This window comes from Enterobacter cloacae complex sp. P16RS2 (assembly GCF_014982155.1).
Classification (GTDB): Bacteria; Pseudomonadota; Gammaproteobacteria; order Enterobacterales; family Enterobacteriaceae; genus Enterobacter; species Enterobacter cloacae_M.
On sequence record NZ_JADCKW010000017.1, the window covers coordinates 62,005 to 76,659 of the forward strand.

11 protein-coding genes are annotated in these 14,655 nt (G+C 55.3%); 5 read left to right on the plus strand and 6 right to left on the minus strand.

Annotated features, from left to right (window positions below; translation table 11 throughout):
• Positions 1-93 precede the first annotated feature (93 nt).
• Together INF68_RS12395 and INF68_RS12400 are read left to right on the plus strand one after the other, a co-directional pair.
• The gene (locus tag INF68_RS12395; RefSeq protein WP_126786476.1) at positions 94-834 is read left to right on the plus strand and encodes a MipA/OmpV family protein; all 741 of its coding nucleotides are present in this window, start codon (positions 94-96) and stop codon (positions 832-834) included.
• 383 nt (positions 835-1,217) lie between these two features.
• On the plus strand, positions 1,218-1,673 hold the full coding sequence (locus tag INF68_RS12400) for a 4Fe-4S dicluster domain-containing protein (RefSeq protein ID WP_126786475.1): 456 nt from the start codon (positions 1,218-1,220) through the stop codon (positions 1,671-1,673).
• A 4-nt stretch (positions 1,674-1,677) separates the two neighbouring features.
• On the opposite strand, the gene avtA is transcribed toward INF68_RS12400, so the two are convergent.
• Both avtA and INF68_RS12410 read right to left on the minus strand, forming a co-directional pair.
• The gene (avtA, locus tag INF68_RS12405) at positions 1,678-2,934 is read right to left on the minus strand and encodes a valine--pyruvate transaminase (RefSeq protein ID WP_193525323.1); all 1,257 of its coding nucleotides are present in this window, start codon (positions 2,932-2,934) and stop codon (positions 1,678-1,680) included.
• Positions 2,935-3,172: 238 nt separating this feature from the next.
• Positions 3,173-5,203 (minus strand): alpha-amylase, encoded by a 2,031-nt coding sequence (locus INF68_RS12410; RefSeq protein WP_126786473.1) that lies wholly within the window; start codon positions 5,201-5,203, stop codon positions 3,173-3,175.
• A gap of 314 nt (positions 5,204-5,517) precedes the next feature.
• On the opposite strand from INF68_RS12410, the gene INF68_RS12415 reads away from it, so the two are divergent.
• Positions 5,518-6,342: a protein bax gene (locus tag INF68_RS12415; protein WP_032661838.1), complete on the plus strand. Its 825-nt coding sequence runs from the start codon at positions 5,518-5,520 to the stop codon at positions 6,340-6,342.
• 39 nt (positions 6,343-6,381) lie between these two features.
• Here the strand turns inward: INF68_RS12415 and xylR are convergent, their stop codons facing one another.
• The 4 genes from xylR to xylF all read right to left on the minus strand — a co-directional run bounded on the left by xylR (position 6,382) and on the right by xylF (position 11,359).
• On the minus strand, positions 6,382-7,560 hold the full coding sequence (xylR, locus tag INF68_RS12420) for a D-xylose utilization transcriptional activator XylR (protein ID WP_023309935.1): 1,179 nt from the start codon (positions 7,558-7,560) through the stop codon (positions 6,382-6,384).
• Between the two features lie 33 nt (positions 7,561-7,593).
• Positions 7,594-8,775, minus strand: coding sequence for a xylose ABC transporter permease XylH (gene xylH / locus INF68_RS12425; protein WP_039261156.1), 1,182 nt, complete (start codon positions 8,773-8,775; stop codon positions 7,594-7,596).
• Positions 8,753-10,294: a xylose ABC transporter ATP-binding protein gene (locus INF68_RS12430; protein WP_109845859.1), complete on the minus strand. Its 1,542-nt coding sequence runs from the start codon at positions 10,292-10,294 to the stop codon at positions 8,753-8,755. Before INF68_RS12430 ends, xylH begins: the two co-directional genes overlap by 23 nt.
• Before the next feature lie 72 nt (positions 10,295-10,366).
• On the minus strand, positions 10,367-11,359 hold the full coding sequence (xylF, locus tag INF68_RS12435) for a D-xylose ABC transporter substrate-binding protein (protein ID WP_023309938.1): 993 nt from the start codon (positions 11,357-11,359) through the stop codon (positions 10,367-10,369).
• A 371-nt stretch (positions 11,360-11,730) separates the two neighbouring features.
• On the opposite strand from xylF, the gene xylA reads away from it, so the two are divergent.
• Positions 11,731-13,053, plus strand: a complete 1,323-nt coding sequence (gene xylA / locus INF68_RS12440) for a xylose isomerase (protein ID WP_109845864.1) — start codon at positions 11,731-11,733, stop codon at positions 13,051-13,053.
• A gap of 72 nt (positions 13,054-13,125) precedes the next feature.
• Complete coding sequence (gene xylB / locus INF68_RS12445) at positions 13,126-14,580, plus strand: xylulokinase (protein WP_109845858.1); 1,455 nt, start codon at positions 13,126-13,128, stop codon at positions 14,578-14,580.
• Positions 14,581-14,655 lie beyond the last annotated feature (75 nt).

The window sequence follows — 14,655 nt, forward strand, 5'->3', positions numbered from 1 at the left end:
ATATAATATTATATAAACCACAGCGTTGCATTGGCAAATTTGTAACCATTATTATGCGCCTCGCTTGTTTGGCATTTTAATGGATTACATGTAATGACTATTAAATACAATTTACTCATCGCGGCCACGTTATTTGCAACATCCTCAGCAATGGCCGGTGACTTTTCACTAGGAGCGGGGGCTGTATTTAATGAGTCTCCTTACAAAGGCTATAACGAAAATACGACCGCCGTACCGTTAATTAGCTACGAAGGCGACAACTTTTATGTTCGCCAGACCACGGGCGGATGGATCCTGTGGAAAGACGCAAAAAATGAACTCAGCCTGACCGCATCGTGGATGCCGCTGCATTTCGATCCAGATGACAACGACGACCATCAGATGAAACAGCTTGATGAGCGTAAAGCCTCTGCCTTCCTCGGCGGCGCGTACTACCGCCACGAAAGCTGGGGTTCTCTGAAAGTGGCGGTCTCTGGTGATGCCATGGATGAAAGCGGCGGTATGATCGGCGAGGTTTCTTACTTCCGTCCAATCAGGATGGAACGCCTGACCCTGACGCCCTCTGTCGGTATTTTCTATAGCGACGAAAGCTATAACGACTACTACTACGGCGTATCCGGCAACGAGTCTCGCCGCTCAGGTCTGGATGAATACACCGCCGGTGACAGCTGGACGCCATACGTTGGCCTGGCGGCCAAATATCAGTTAACCCAGAAGCTGTATCTCAACGCCAGCGCGGTCTACACCGTATTGCCTGACGACGTGAAGAACAGCCCGATGATCGACCGCGACGACAGCTTCGCGCTGATGACCGGCCTGACCTGGCGTTTCTGATGCGTTAAAGCCGGGTGGCGGCTTCGTCTTACCCGGCCTACATGGACTGCCATCGCAGTTTTACGTAGGCCCGAGCAAGCGAAGCGCCGCCGGGCATATTTGAGAGTACCGATCTTCCGTTTTCCCTTCCCGTCATGACTTCCTCATTAATATTCCTGATACGCTAATGCGATCTGCGCCATCAATAAAGGTGTGCATCATGTGTATCATTCTTAAAGAAAATTAAACCGGGCACTCTCGCCTGTATTTGACGACGGGTGGGAATTAAGCACGGATATCAGGAGTCGTTATGTTTTATACGGCTTACATTCATTCTGATTCCGACGGTAGCGCCAGCGGCTATCTCAAAAGAACTGGATTTTAACGTGCGCGAGGCGTAACAGATGAACCGATTTATCGTGGCGGATGCGGAAAAATGCATTGGGTGCCGCACCTGCGAAGTGGCCTGCGCGGTGTCGCATCAGGACGCCGTCTCCGCTCATGCCTTTACGCCCCGCCTTCGGGTGGTTAAGGGGGACGACTACACAACGGCAGTGGGCTGCCATCAGTGCGAGGATGCGCCTTGTGCTAACGTCTGTCCAACCCATGCTATCAGCCGTACGGCGGGAGTCTGGCTCGTTGAGCAGACGCACTGCATTGGGTGCAAAAGCTGTATGGTGGCGTGTCCGTTCGGGGCGATGCAGGTGCGCCTGGAGGGAAATAGGGCGCAGGCGCTGAAATGTGATTTATGCCTGCATCGCGAAGGCGGACCGGCCTGCGTGGAGGCCTGTCCAACCCACGCGTTGCGATGCGTTGATCCTGCCAGACTACGCGCCAAACGGCTGCATAATCTGGCGTAAGAACTTACTGACCGTCTTCGCGCCAGGCTTTTTCAATTTCTTCGGCGAGAATTTTAACACCCGCTTCGATTTTTTCCGGATCGGGCACGTAGTTCATGCGCATGCACTGGTGAGTATGCGGCCACGGCTTATCCAGCCCCGGGAAGAAATAATCGCCCGGTACCATCAGCACGCCGCGCTTTTTCAGGCGCTGGTAGAGCAGTTCGGTGGTGATAGGCAAATCCTTAAACCACAGCCACAGGAAAATCGCCCCTTCAGGTTTATGGATCAGGCAGCGTTCTTCCGGCAAGTAGCGGCGAAGTATCGCAATCGTCTCCTGTACGCGCTGGTAATAGAATGGCTTGATCACGTCATTTGACAGACGCAGCAAGTCGTTGCGCTTAATCATTTCGCACATCATCGCCGGGCCAATGCCCCCCGGTGAAAGGCTGATAATGCCGTTCATATTGGTAATGGCGGTGATGATTTTCTCGTTGGCGATGATGATGCCGCAGCGGCTGCCCGGCAGACCCAGCTTAGAGAGGCTCATGCACAGGACAATGTTCGGGTTCCACAGCGGACGTGCTTCGCTGAAGATAATGCCCGGGAACGGCACGCCGTAGGCGTTATCGATCACCAGCGGAATGCCGTGCTGATTCGCCAGCGCATCCAGCTTCATCAGTTCGTCGTCGGTGATCACGTTGCCCGTTGGGTTAGTCGGGCGCGATACGCAGATCATGCACGTCTCTTCACCAATATGCAGGTGTTCAAAATCGACGTGATATTTGAACTGTCCTTCCGGCAGCAGCTCAATATTCGGGCGCGCGGAGACGAACAGATCCTCTTCCAGACCGGAATCGGCGTAGCCGATATACTCCGGCGCCAGCGGGAACAGCACTTTTTTGGTGGTGCCGTCGGCGCGACGTCCTGCGAACAGGTTAAACAAGTAGAAAAACGCGCTCTGGCTGCCGTTTGTCAGTGCAATATTCTGTGGTTCGATATCCCAACCCAGCTCGTCACGCAGCATTTCGGCGAGGAGTGCCAGCAGTTCGGTTTTCCCCTGCGGGCCGTCGTAATTGCAAAGCGCATCGGTTGCTTTGCCGCTTTCCAGCATCTGAGCGAGCAGCGTCTGGAAATAGGTATTCATCTCCGGAATTTGAGCCGGGTTTCCGCCGCCGAGCATGATTGCGCCCGGTGTGCGCAGCCCGTCGTTGAGGTCCTCCATCAGGCGAGTAATGCCTGAATGGCGGGTAAATTTGTCGCCGAAAAGTGAAAACGTCATAGCAGGTGATCTGTCGAGCTTATTTTGAAAGTGGGTAACCATAACGCTAGCACCGTGCTGGTGCAAATCGGGTGACGTGGTCGGATTTGTTGTTTTATATGGCAGAGTTGGATTTATACAGTGAATAGTTCTGGTGAATTTTCCCTCACCCCGCCCCTCTTCCAGGAGGGAGAAGGGGAAAAGACGGCGCCGTGCGGTTCCCTCTCCCCTGCGGGGAGAGGGTTAGGGTGGGGGAGAATTATTGATTACCTGCCCATACCACCATCACCTTATCGCCCTTGTGCTCGCGCACGAAGCCATATCCCTCTTTCAGCGATAATGTGGTTTGCTTGCCTTCACCGATCGCCGGATGGCGGGCGCGGAACTGACCCAGCGTTTGCCAGTGGGCGACGGTTAGGGCCTGCTTGCCCGTAACGTCCTGCCAGTTCATATCTGATCGGGTGCCCTGTAATGGGTCAGAACCTGTCGGCCCGAACGGACGCTCGGATTCATCCCCGTAATAGATTTGTACGCTGCCCGGTGCTAACAGAAGCAGCTCCGCAGCTCGCTGGCCCCCTTCGCGGAACAGACGCGTATCGTGTGATGAGAGATAGCTCAGCACGTTGAAGCTTTGCAGCTTTTCCGCCATCTGCTGCCAGGTGAGATCCATATCGGCCAGGCAATCCACCGCTTTTGCCGCCTGCTCCTGATAATCAAAGTTAATCATCGCATCAAAACCGTGGCGGTAATAATCGCTTTGCATCACCCCGTGGCCCCAGGATTCCCCGGTCATCCAGAACGGTGCGTTGTCGAGCTTTTTATCCGGGTTCGCCCCTTTCCAGGCGGCCAGCGCCTGGCTTGCCTGGTCTTTCAGCTGTTGCCAGGCCGCAAGCTCAACGTGTTTCGCCGTATCCACCCGGAAACCGTCGATGCCGTAGTCACGTACCCACTGGCTCAGCCAGTGGGTCAGATAATCGCGCGGGGTATATCCGGGGATGGCCTTCGCGTGGGTGTCGGGCTTGTGTTGGTAAAAGTTAGGCAATCCGGAAGGCGTCGTGGATTCCGTTTTCAGATCCGGCAGAAATGCCAGCGACATGGTCAAATCGTCGAAGCCAGGGTTGTCGTAATCGCCGATGTCCGTGCGGATCCATTTCTTGCCCCACCATTTCTCCCATGCGGCTTTGTCGCTAAAGTTGATGTAGTCGTTAAAGCTGTGCCAGCTTTGGCCCGCGCCCGGCTTCCAGTCCGTCCAGCGTTCTCCCAGCGTCTTTTTCAGCTCATCACCCTGAAGGTACAGGGCACCAAACTGAAATTCCTGCATGTCTGCCAGCGTGGCATAGCCAACGTGGTTCATAACGATATCAAACAGAACGCGGATCCCGCGCTTGTGCGCTTCGTCGACAAGATGGCGTAAATCATCTTCGGTTCCCATGTTGGCGTCGAGCTTCGTCCAGTCCTGGGTGTAGTAGCCGTGATAGGCGTAATGCGGGAAATCTCCTTTGGTGCCACCACCTACCCAACCGTGGATCTGCTCAAGCGGGGAGCTTATCCAGAGTGCGTTCACTCCCAACTGCTGTAAATAATCGAGCTTGCCGGCGAGTCCCTTGAGATCCCCGCCGTGGAAGGTGCCAATCTCCTGCATACCGTCTTTATGGCGACCGTAGCTGTTGTCGTTGCCCGGGTCACCATTCACATAACGGTCGGTCAGCACAAAATAGACGGTGGCGTTTTGCCAGCTAAACGGCGCAGGCCTGTCGGTTTCGGCGCGCTCAAGCAGCAGCAGGCCGTTACTGTTAGCGGCTGGCTGCAGGGTGATTTTTCCATTCTGCACCGTCGCCGTCTGTTTACTGTAGTAGTCGCGCACCACGGAGCCTTCCGGGAAGGTACTGCTGACGTCCAGCGTCAGCGGTTTGCCGTCCCACTTCGGACACTGGCGAATGACGTTTGCAACCGGCTGTTCTGAGGCACTCTGAATCGTCAGCAGCAGGGTGGGCGTGCCGGAGCGGGTATCAATCCGCATCTGGTAGTCACCGTCGCGGAAAAGGCGCCACTGCGGCGGCGTGCCGTCACAGGGCTTGAGCGACAGCATCTCATTGAGTTTTATCGCATCCGCAGGCTGCCAGCACGTCTTGTCAAAACTCAGCGTCAGAGGACGCGTACCCTTCGCAAGCTTTGCCTGGCTGGTGAAGACACCGGTGCCTTCGACGCTAAATGCGTTAAACCCCGGCGATGACCAGTTGGCATGCGCCAGTGCGGGTAAAATCAGAAAGGCTAATGCGGTACGTTTCATTCCTTTTTCCTGTCGCGGCATTTTTGACCAGTGTGCCATCAGGCGGGGTGCTGAAACTCATCCCCTGTCGCTTTCTGCCAGGAGGATGCGTGAGGATGAGTGATCTCGCGCAAAATTAGGCAGTTATCTGCGATAGCGCACACAGTTTTTGTGGAATGATGTTTTTATGAGCAAGTTTCAGGTGACATAGTTTCGGAATTGGACTATTTCTATACGTGCTCTTGAAGTCTATTTTTGATATGATTTGAGATTCCGCTCTCAAATTTGTGAAAAAAATAAGGTGTTGGGATGATTACATCCGACCAGGAGACCTAATGATATCGACTCCCATTCGACGATATGGGGCTGCGATACTCATGTTACTCACCACGGCATTTTCGGGTGAGGTGCTTGCGAAGACGCACACGGATACAACGAGTAAGAAAGCCCACGTAATAAAGACGACAAGTAGTAAGGTTAGCAGTAAACAAGAGTATTCTCGCAATAGTGCAAAGAGTAGTTCACTTCCTGATTTGCGAAAATACCCTTCCGGAACACCAAGGAAAAAAGCGTTTCTCCGGACGGTAATGCCTTACATCACGAGTCAAAATGCCGCGATTACTGCGGATCGTAACTGGCTGATTTCCAAACAGTACGATAGCCGCTGGTCGCCGTCAGAGCGCGCGCGTCTGAAAGATATCACGAAACGCTACAAGCTGAGCTGGAACGGTAACACCCGTCGTGTGCCGTGGAATGCTCTCCTTGAGCGTGTAGATATCATCCCGGGCAGCATGGTTGCTACCATGGCTGCTGCCGAAAGCGGCTGGGGTACTTCTAAGCTTGCGCGTAGCAACAACAACCTTTTCGGCATGAAATGTGTGAAAGGTCGTTGTAATAATGCCCCTGGCAAGGTGAAAGGCTATTCGCAGTTTGAATCTGTGAAGGATTCCGTCAGCGCTTACGTAGTGAATCTGAACACGCACCCGGCCTACTCATCGTTCCGTAAATCACGCGCTCAGCTGCGTAAAGCGGACCAGGAAGTGACGGCCAGTACGATGATCCACAAGCTGAAAGGTTATTCGACAAAGGGACAGAGCTATAACAACTATCTGTTCGCCATGTACCAGGATAACCAGCGCTTAATCGCCGCCCATATGTAATCTCATAAAAACGCCTTCCGCTGGAAGGCGTTTTCTTTTCTAAATCAGCACCTCGCTGTGGCGATCCCGGTACTCTTTCGGCGTGGTATCATACTCTTTGCGAAACACCGAATAGAAATATTGCAGAGACGGGTAACCGCACATCTGCGAGATTTCGTTGATCGACAGCGACGTGGAGATGAGCAGGCTGCGTGCTTTCTCCAGCTTTTCCGCATGGATGACGGCATGAATGGTTTCGCCCACCTCTTCTTTAAAGCGCTTCTCCAGATTCGAACGCGAAATGCCCACCGAATCCAGCACCTGATCGACCTTAATCCCTTTACAGGCGTGGTTGCGAATATAGTGCATGGCCTGAATGACGGCCGGATCGCTCAAGGAGCGATAATCGGTTGAGCGGCGTTCTACGACGCGAACAGGAGGCACCAGCAGGCGCTGAAGCGGCAGGGACTCTTTATCCAGCAGACGATGCAGCAGCTTCGCCGCCTGATAGCCCATCTGACGCGTGCCCTGAGCAACGGAGGAGAGCGCCACGCGAGACAGATAGCGGGTCAGTTCTTCGTTATCGATGCCAATCACGCACAGCTTTTCGGGCACCGGAATGTGTAAGTGTTCGCAGACCTGCAGCACGTGCCGCGCGCGCGCGTCCGTCACGGCAATAATGCCGGTTTGCGGCGGCAGCGTTTGCAGCCAGTCAGCGAGGCGGTTTTGCGCGTGCTGCCAGTTTTCCGGGGCGGTTTCCAGCCCCTGATAGACCACGCCGCGATACTTCTCCTGCGCGACCAGCTGGCAAAACGCGTGTTCACGCTCAACGGCCCAGCGCTTGCCGCTGGTGGCGGGTAAACCATAAAACGCGAAGCGATGGACGCCTTTCTCTTTTAAATGGAGAAAGGCGGCCTCGACCAGGGCATGGTTATCGGTGGCAATATAGTGGACCGGCGGATAGTGTTCGGGCGCATGATAGGAGCCGCCGACGCCCACAATCGGGACGTCGACGTCGGTCAACAGCTGTTCGATGACGGGATCGTCATAGTCGGCGATGACGCCATCGCCCAGCCAGTCTTTGATGTTCTCCAGACGGGTGCGAAAATCTTCTTCAATAAAAATATCCCATTCGGATTGCGACGCCTGCAAATATTCACCCACGCCTTCCACCACCTGACGGTCATAGGCTTTATTGGCATTGAATAACAACGTAATGCGGTGACGCTTTTCAAACATGGCTCACTTCCCAATTAAGTCACAATAAGGTTATCAGGCCCGTCGCTTGGTGGCCGAGTCCATCCAGACTGCCAGTAAAAGAATCGCCCCCTTGACGATATACTGCCAAAACGTCGGGACGTCCATCATACTCATCCCGTTATCCAACGACGCCATGATAAATGCGCCCATGACCGCGCCCGCCACGCTCCCGATACCCCCTGCGAGGCTGGTGCCGCCAATGACGCAGGCGGCGATAGCATCCAGCTCGGCGATGTTACCGGCGGAGGGAGAACCGGCGCCCAGACGCGAGCTGAGGATCAGCCCGGCGATAGCGACCATCAGGCCGTTAATGGCGAAGACCGCCAGCTTGGTACGTTCGACATTGATACCCGAGAGGCGGGCAGCTTCAAGGTTGCCGCCTATGGCATAAATACGGCGGCCAAACGCGGTGCGCGTCGCCATAAACATACCGGCCAGCAGTAAAAGCGCCAGCAGCAGGACGGGTGTCGGGACACCGCGATAGTCGTTTAAAAGCCAGATGGCGCCCAACACAATGACCGCCGTGAGCGCCTGACGCCCCACCACCGAGGTTGACGCCGGAGAAGCCAGCCCCAGCGCCTGACGACGCATGCGTCCACGCCACTGCCACGCGACAAACCCCAACAACCCCACCACACCGAGGGTAAAGCCCACGCTATCTGAGAGGTAACTCTGGCCAATCTGCGACATGGCTGCACTGGTCGGGGAGACGGTGGTGCCATTAGTGATGCCAATTAAGATCCCGCGAAAGGCCAGCATCCCCGCCAGGGTGACAATGAACGATGGCACCTTACGGTAGGCAACCCACCAGCCGTTCCAGGCACCCAGAACCAGACCCAGCACCAGCGTGACCGCCACGGTCAGCGGCAGCGGCCACCCGAGCCAGACGTCAAAAATCGCCGCCACGCCGCCGAGTAGACCCATCATCGACCCGACCGACAGGTCGATCTCCGCGGAGATAATCACGAACACCATGCCCACGGCCAGAATGCCGGTGATGGCGGTCTGGCGGAGCAGGTTGGAGACGTTACGCGCGCTTAAGTACGAGCCATCGGTCATCCAGGTAAAGAACAGCATGATGACGATAATGGCCGCGATCATCACGAAAACCTGCAGGTTAAGCGCTTTTAGCCCCGCGAATGCACCGGGCGTCGGAACAGCGACTTTGATATCAGACGGATTGCTTTTCGACATGACGTTCGCTCCTTAAAGCGGCTTCCATCACCTGCTCCTGCGTCAGGTTCTGGTTAATCAGGTTGGCTTTCAGTTTTCCCTCGTGCATGACCAGCACGCGGTCGCTCAGGCCGAGCACTTCGGGTAACTCAGACGAAATGACAATGACGGCAATCCCTTGCTGTACAAGCTGATTAATCAGTTTGTAGATTTCATATTTGGCACCGATATCAATCCCGCGCGTCGGCTCATCAAGGATTAATATGCGTGGATTGAGAAGCAGGCAGCGCGCCAGAATCGCCTTCTGCTGGTTTCCCCCGCTCAGGCGGCCAATCGCCAGTTCCGGCGAGGAGGTTTTGACCTTCAGCCGGGCAAGCGACTGGAGGATGCACTGCTGCTCGGCGGCGTCGTCCAGGCTGCTCAGCGCGCCGGAGAACCGATCGAGTGCCGCAAGCGTAATGTTTTTACCCACAGCCATCACCGGTACGATGCCGTCTTTCTTACGATCTTCCGGCACCATGGCAATGCCGTGGGCAATCGCCTGCTGGCAGTTATCGATTTTCACCGGCTGACTGTCGATATAAATCGTGCCCTCCCAGCGCCCCGGCCACACGCCAAAGAGACACTGTACGGCCTCCGTGCGCCCGGCGCCGACTAACCCGGCAATACCAAGAATTTCGCCGCTGTGCAGAGAAAACGAGACGTTATTGACGCGCCTGATATGGCGGTTAACGGGGTGCCACGCGGTCAGGTTTTCCACGCGCAGCACTTCATCACCTTTGGTGTGAGGCTCATTCGGGTAGAGCGCCGTAAGCTCGCGCCCTACCATCATGGTGATGATGTCATCTTCGCTCATCCCGGCGGCTTCACGCGTGCCGATGTGCTGCCCGTCGCGGATCACGCAGATGGTATCCGAAATGGCTTTAACCTCGTTCAGCTTGTGTGAAATGTAGATGCAGGCGATGCCGTGGTTTTGCAGATCGCGGATGATGTTGAGCAGAACCGCGGTTTCCTGTTCGGTAAGTGAGGCCGTGGGCTCATCAAGGATCAGCAGCCTGACCTGTTTATTTAGCGCCTTCGCTATTTCGACCAGCTGCTGTTGCCCGAGGCCCAGATCCGCCACGCGGGTATCCGGTGAAATGTTGAGGCTCACCTGCGCCAGCAGCTTTTCGCAGCGGAGCGTCATGGTGTCGTAATCCAGCACGCCGCGGTGGGAAATTTCGGCCCCGAGGAAAATGTTCTCCAGCACGGTGAGATGCTTCACCAGCGCCAGCTCCTGGTGGATGATGGCGATGCCTTTGCGTTCGGTATCGCGGATGTGTGTCGCCTGAATCACTTCGCCGGCAAAGATGATTTCGCCTTCGTAGCTGCCGTGTGGGTAGATCCCGCACAGCACTTTCATCAGCGTCGACTTGCCCGAGCCGTTCTCGCCGCACAGTGAAACCACTTCGCCGGGGTTCAACCGGAGGCTAACGTTATCGACGGCTTTCACCGTGCCGAAGCGCTTGGTGATGCTTTTCATTTCAAGTAAATAGGGCATAACCGCTCCACATAACCCGAGGGAAGAACAGTACAACGTGATGCGCCCCCGCAGAGCAGGGGCCGCGCCGGATTACAGTTCGCTCTTCTTGTGGAAACCGTCTTTAACCACGGTGGCGTCAATGTTCTCTTTATTGACTTCAATCGGCGTGAGCAGGCGAGCTGGAACGTCTTTCAGGCCGTTATTCAGCGTTGCATCTGCTTTAGGTTGTTTGCCATTGCCCAGCTCCACGGCGATTTCCGCCGCCGTATTGGCCAACTGGGTAATCGGTTTGTAGACCGTCATGGTTTGGGTGCCTGCGATAATGCGTTTTACGCCAGCCAGATCGGCATCCTGTCCTGAAATGGCGACTTTTCCGGCCAGCCCCTGCGCGCTCAGGGCCTGGATAGCACCGCCTGCAGTGGCATCGTTGGAGGCCACAACCGCATCAATTTTGTTGTTGTTGGCCGTCAGCGCGTTTTCCATAATTTTCAGCGCGTTTTCTGGCAGCCAGCCGTCGGCCCACTGATCGCCAACCACTTTAATTTTCCCGTTATCGATGTACGGCTTAAGGACTTTCATTTGCCCTTCGCGGAACAGTTTGGCGTTGTTATCTACCGGAGAGCCGCCCATCAGAAAATAATTGCCCTGAGGCACTTTGTCGATCAGGCTTTGCGCCTGTAATTCCCCGACTTTTTCATTGTCGAACGAAATATAATAATCAATATCCGCATTATTAATCATGCGGTCATAGGCCAGGACTTTTATGCCTTCCTGTTTGGCTTCTTTCACCACGTTACTTAATACCTGGCCGTTATAGGGGATAATGACCAGAACATCGACGCCACGGTTGATCATATTCTCGATCTGCGACATTTGTGTTTCTTCATTGCCATTAGCCGACTGAACAAACACGCTGGCGCCGAGGGATTCTGCTTTCTTCACAAAAATATCGCGATCTTTTTGCCAGCGCTCCAGGCGGAGGTCGTCAATCGCCATACCAATTTTGACCTCTTTGGCATGTCCTGCAAAGCTTGCAAGGAGGAGCGTAGCGCAGAGCGTTAGAGTCAGGTTCTTTATCTTCATAATTATTAGGCCTTTTTGTAGGGGTATGTGTTGCTGAGATAAAAGAAACATTCACTGCTGAGACGCAGCAAATTTTTAACGCGGAAAGGCGGGCTGGCAATTACAGATTTTTATCTTCTCATTATGATATTTGGTTTATTTCTGAATTTATGACCGCGATCGGATTTTAAAATACGTAACGTCTTAATTACATTTGATTCTGGAATACGCGCCGAAAAATAGTTTGTCTACGCATCATTTTGCGAGCCAGCGCACAGTTGTGCATTCTCTCAATAGCAGTGTGAAATAACGTAATTGAGCAACCCAAAATGTCTATTCACTATTACTCCTGTATCAACGACTCGCCGCATACCCTGATTATGGAGCTCAATATGCAAGCTTATTTCGACCAACTCGATCGTGTTCGTTACGAAGGCCCAAAAACGACCAATCCTTTAGCATTTCGTCACTACAACCCGGATGAGCTGGTGCTGGGTAAGCGCATGGAAGATCATCTGCGCTTTGCCGCCTGTTACTGGCATACCTTCTGCTGGAACGGCGCCGATATGTTCGGCGTGGGTTCCTTTGACCGCCCGTGGCAGCAGCCGGGTGAGGCCATTGAGCTGGCAAAGCGCAAAGCCGATGTCGCATTTGAGTTCTTCCACAAGCTAAACGTGCCGTACTACTGCTTCCATGACGTGGACGTGTCGCCGGAAGGGGCGTCGCTGAAAGAGTATCTGAACAATTTTGCGCAGATGGTGGATGTACTGGCGGCGAAACAGCAGCAAAGCGGCGTGAAGCTGCTCTGGGGCACGGCAAACTGCTTCACCAACCCACGCTACGGCGCGGGCGCGGCAACCAATCCGGATCCGGAAGTGTTTAGCTGGGCAGCCACGCAGGTGGTGACGGCAATGAACGCTACGCATCAGCTGGGTGGCGAGAACTATGTCCTGTGGGGTGGCCGTGAAGGTTATGAAACGCTGCTGAACACCGACCTGCGTCAGGAGCGCGAGCAGATTGGCCGCTTTATGCAGATGGTTGTCGACCATAAGCACAAAATCGGCTTCCGCGGCACGCTGCTGATCGAGCCGAAACCGCAGGAACCGACCAAGCACCAGTATGACTACGACGTGGCGACGGTGTATGGCTTCCTGAAGCAGTTCGGTCTGGAAAAAGAGATTAAAGTGAACATTGAAGCCAACCACGCCACGCTGGCGGGCCACTCTTTCCATCACGAGATCGCGTCTGCCATTGCGCTGGGCATTTTCGGCTCTGTCGATGCGAACCGCGGCGATGCACAGCTGGGCTGGGACACCGATCAGTTCCCGAACAGCGTGGAAGAGAATGCCCTGGTGATGTACGAGATCGTCAAAGCGGGCGGTTTCACCACCGGCGGCCTGAATTTTGACGCCAAGGTACGTCGTCAGAGCACCGACAAATACGATCTGTTCTACGGCCACATTGGCGCGATGGACACCATGGCGCTGGCGCTGAAAGTGGCCGCGCGCATGATTGAAGACGGCGAACTGGATAAGCGCGTGGCGAAGCGTTACAGCGGCTGGAACAGTGAGCTGGGCCAGCAAATCTTGAAAGGTCAGTTATCGCTGGCGGAAATTGCGAAGTACGCTGAACAACATCAGCTGGCACCGCAGCACCAGAGCGGGCACCAGGAACTGCTGGAAAATCTCGTAAACCACTATCTGTTTGATAAGTGATTGAGCTGAAGATGCATGTAGGCCCGGTAAGCGTTAACGCCACCGGGCATTTCTGTTAAAGGAGTCACTGTAATGTATATCGGGATCGATCTTGGCACATCGGGTGTGAAAGCTATCCTGTTGAGCGAGCAGGGCGACGTGTTAGCAACGCAGACGGAAACGCTGCAGGTTTCACGTCCGCATTCGCTGTGGTCGGAACAGGATCCGGAACAGTGGTGGCAGGCGACGGATCGCGCAATCAAAGCCTTAGGTGAGCAGCACAGCCTGCGCGACGTGAAAGCGCTGGGGATTGCCGGACAAATGCACGGCGCTACGCTGCTCGATAGCCAGCATCGTGTGTTGCGTCCTGCGATCCTCTGGAACGATGGCCGCTGTGCGGAAGAGTGTGCGCTTCTTGAGGAACGCGTACCCAATTCCCGCGAGATTACCGGTAACCTGATGATGCCCGGCTTTACTGCGCCCAAATTGCTGTGGGTGCAGCGCCATGAACCGGAGATTTTCCAGCAGGTGGCGAAAGTCCTGCTGCCGAAAGACTATCTGCGTTTTCGCATGACGGGCGATTTCGCCAGCGACATGTCCGATGCCGCGGGCACCATGTGGCTCGACGTGGCGAAGCGCGACTGGAGCGAGGCGATGCTGGATGCCTGCCATCTGACCCGGGAACATATGCCCGCGCTGTACGAAGGCTGTGAGGTGACAGGCGCACTGCTGCCAGCTGTTGCTGAGCGCTGGAATATGCCTGCCGTACCGGTGGTGGCCGGGGGCGGCGATAACGCGGCGGGCGCTGTCGGTGTCGGCATGGTTGAGGCGGGCCAGGCGATGCTGTCACTGGGAACGTCTGGCGTCTATTTTGCCGTCAGCGACGGGTATCGCAGTAATCCTGAAAGCGCTGTGCACAGTTTCTGTCATGCCCTTCCAGGGAAATGGCATTTGATGTCGGTGATGCTCAGCGCAGCGTCCTGCCTGGACTGGGCGGCAAAACTCACCGGCATGGCCGACGTTCCGGCGCTCATTTCCGCAGCCCAGCAGGCGGATGACGCTGCGGGTACCGTCTGGTTTTTACCGTATCTTTCCGGCGAGCGTACGCCGCACAACAACCCGGAAGCGAAAGGGGTGTTCTTTGGCTTAACCCATCAGCATGGCCCGGCAGAGCTGGCGCGTGCGGTTCTCGAAGGCGTGGGCTATGCGCTGGCCGACGGGATGGACGTGGTGCACGACTGCGGCCTGGAACCGACGAGCGTCACCCTGATTGGCGGCGGTGCGCGAAGCCCTTACTGGCGACAGATGCTGTCGGATATCAGCGGGTTGCAGCTGGATTTCCGCACCGGTGGCGATGTCGGCCCCGCGCTCGGCGCCGCGCGTCTGGCGCAGATTGCTATGAACCCGGAAAAACCACTTTCACAACTGCTGCCTCAGCTTACCCTTGAACAGGCGCATTTCCCTGACGCGGCAAACCATGCGCGGTACGCGGAAAGGCGCGCGGTATTCCGTAAAATCTACCAGCAGCTGCTGCCTCTGATGTCGTAAATACGCTTGTCCGGGAGAGGCACGAGGATGTCCTTTTTTGGTCTGTGCGTGCCTTCATTTCCTTGCCAGTATGGT

Bases quoted from the DNA above. Each gene is read 5' to 3' on its own strand.
- xylB (WP_109845858.1), top strand. From the start codon at position 13,126: ATGTATATCGGGATCGATCTTGGCACATCGGGTGTGAAAGCTATCCTG.
- INF68_RS12395 (WP_126786476.1), top strand. From the start codon at position 94: ATGACTATTAAATACAATTTACTCATCGCGGCCACGTTATTTGCAACA.
- xylF (WP_023309938.1), bottom strand. From the start codon at position 11,359: ATGAAGATAAAGAACCTGACTCTAACGCTCTGCGCTACGCTCCTCCTT.
- xylH (WP_039261156.1), bottom strand. From the start codon at position 8,775: ATGTCGAAAAGCAATCCGTCTGATATCAAAGTCGCTGTTCCGACGCCC.
- INF68_RS12415 (WP_032661838.1), top strand. From the start codon at position 5,518: ATGATATCGACTCCCATTCGACGATATGGGGCTGCGATACTCATGTTA.
- xylR (WP_023309935.1), bottom strand. From the start codon at position 7,560: ATGTTTGAAAAGCGTCACCGCATTACGTTGTTATTCAATGCCAATAAA.
- INF68_RS12400 (WP_126786475.1), top strand. From the start codon at position 1,218: ATGAACCGATTTATCGTGGCGGATGCGGAAAAATGCATTGGGTGCCGC.
- avtA (WP_193525323.1), bottom strand. From the start codon at position 2,934: ATGACGTTTTCACTTTTCGGCGACAAATTTACCCGCCATTCAGGCATT.
- xylA (WP_109845864.1), top strand. From the start codon at position 11,731: ATGCAAGCTTATTTCGACCAACTCGATCGTGTTCGTTACGAAGGCCCA.
- INF68_RS12430 (WP_109845859.1), bottom strand. From the start codon at position 10,294: ATGCCCTATTTACTTGAAATGAAAAGCATCACCAAGCGCTTCGGCACG.
- INF68_RS12410 (WP_126786473.1), bottom strand. From the start codon at position 5,203: ATGAAACGTACCGCATTAGCCTTTCTGATTTTACCCGCACTGGCGCAT.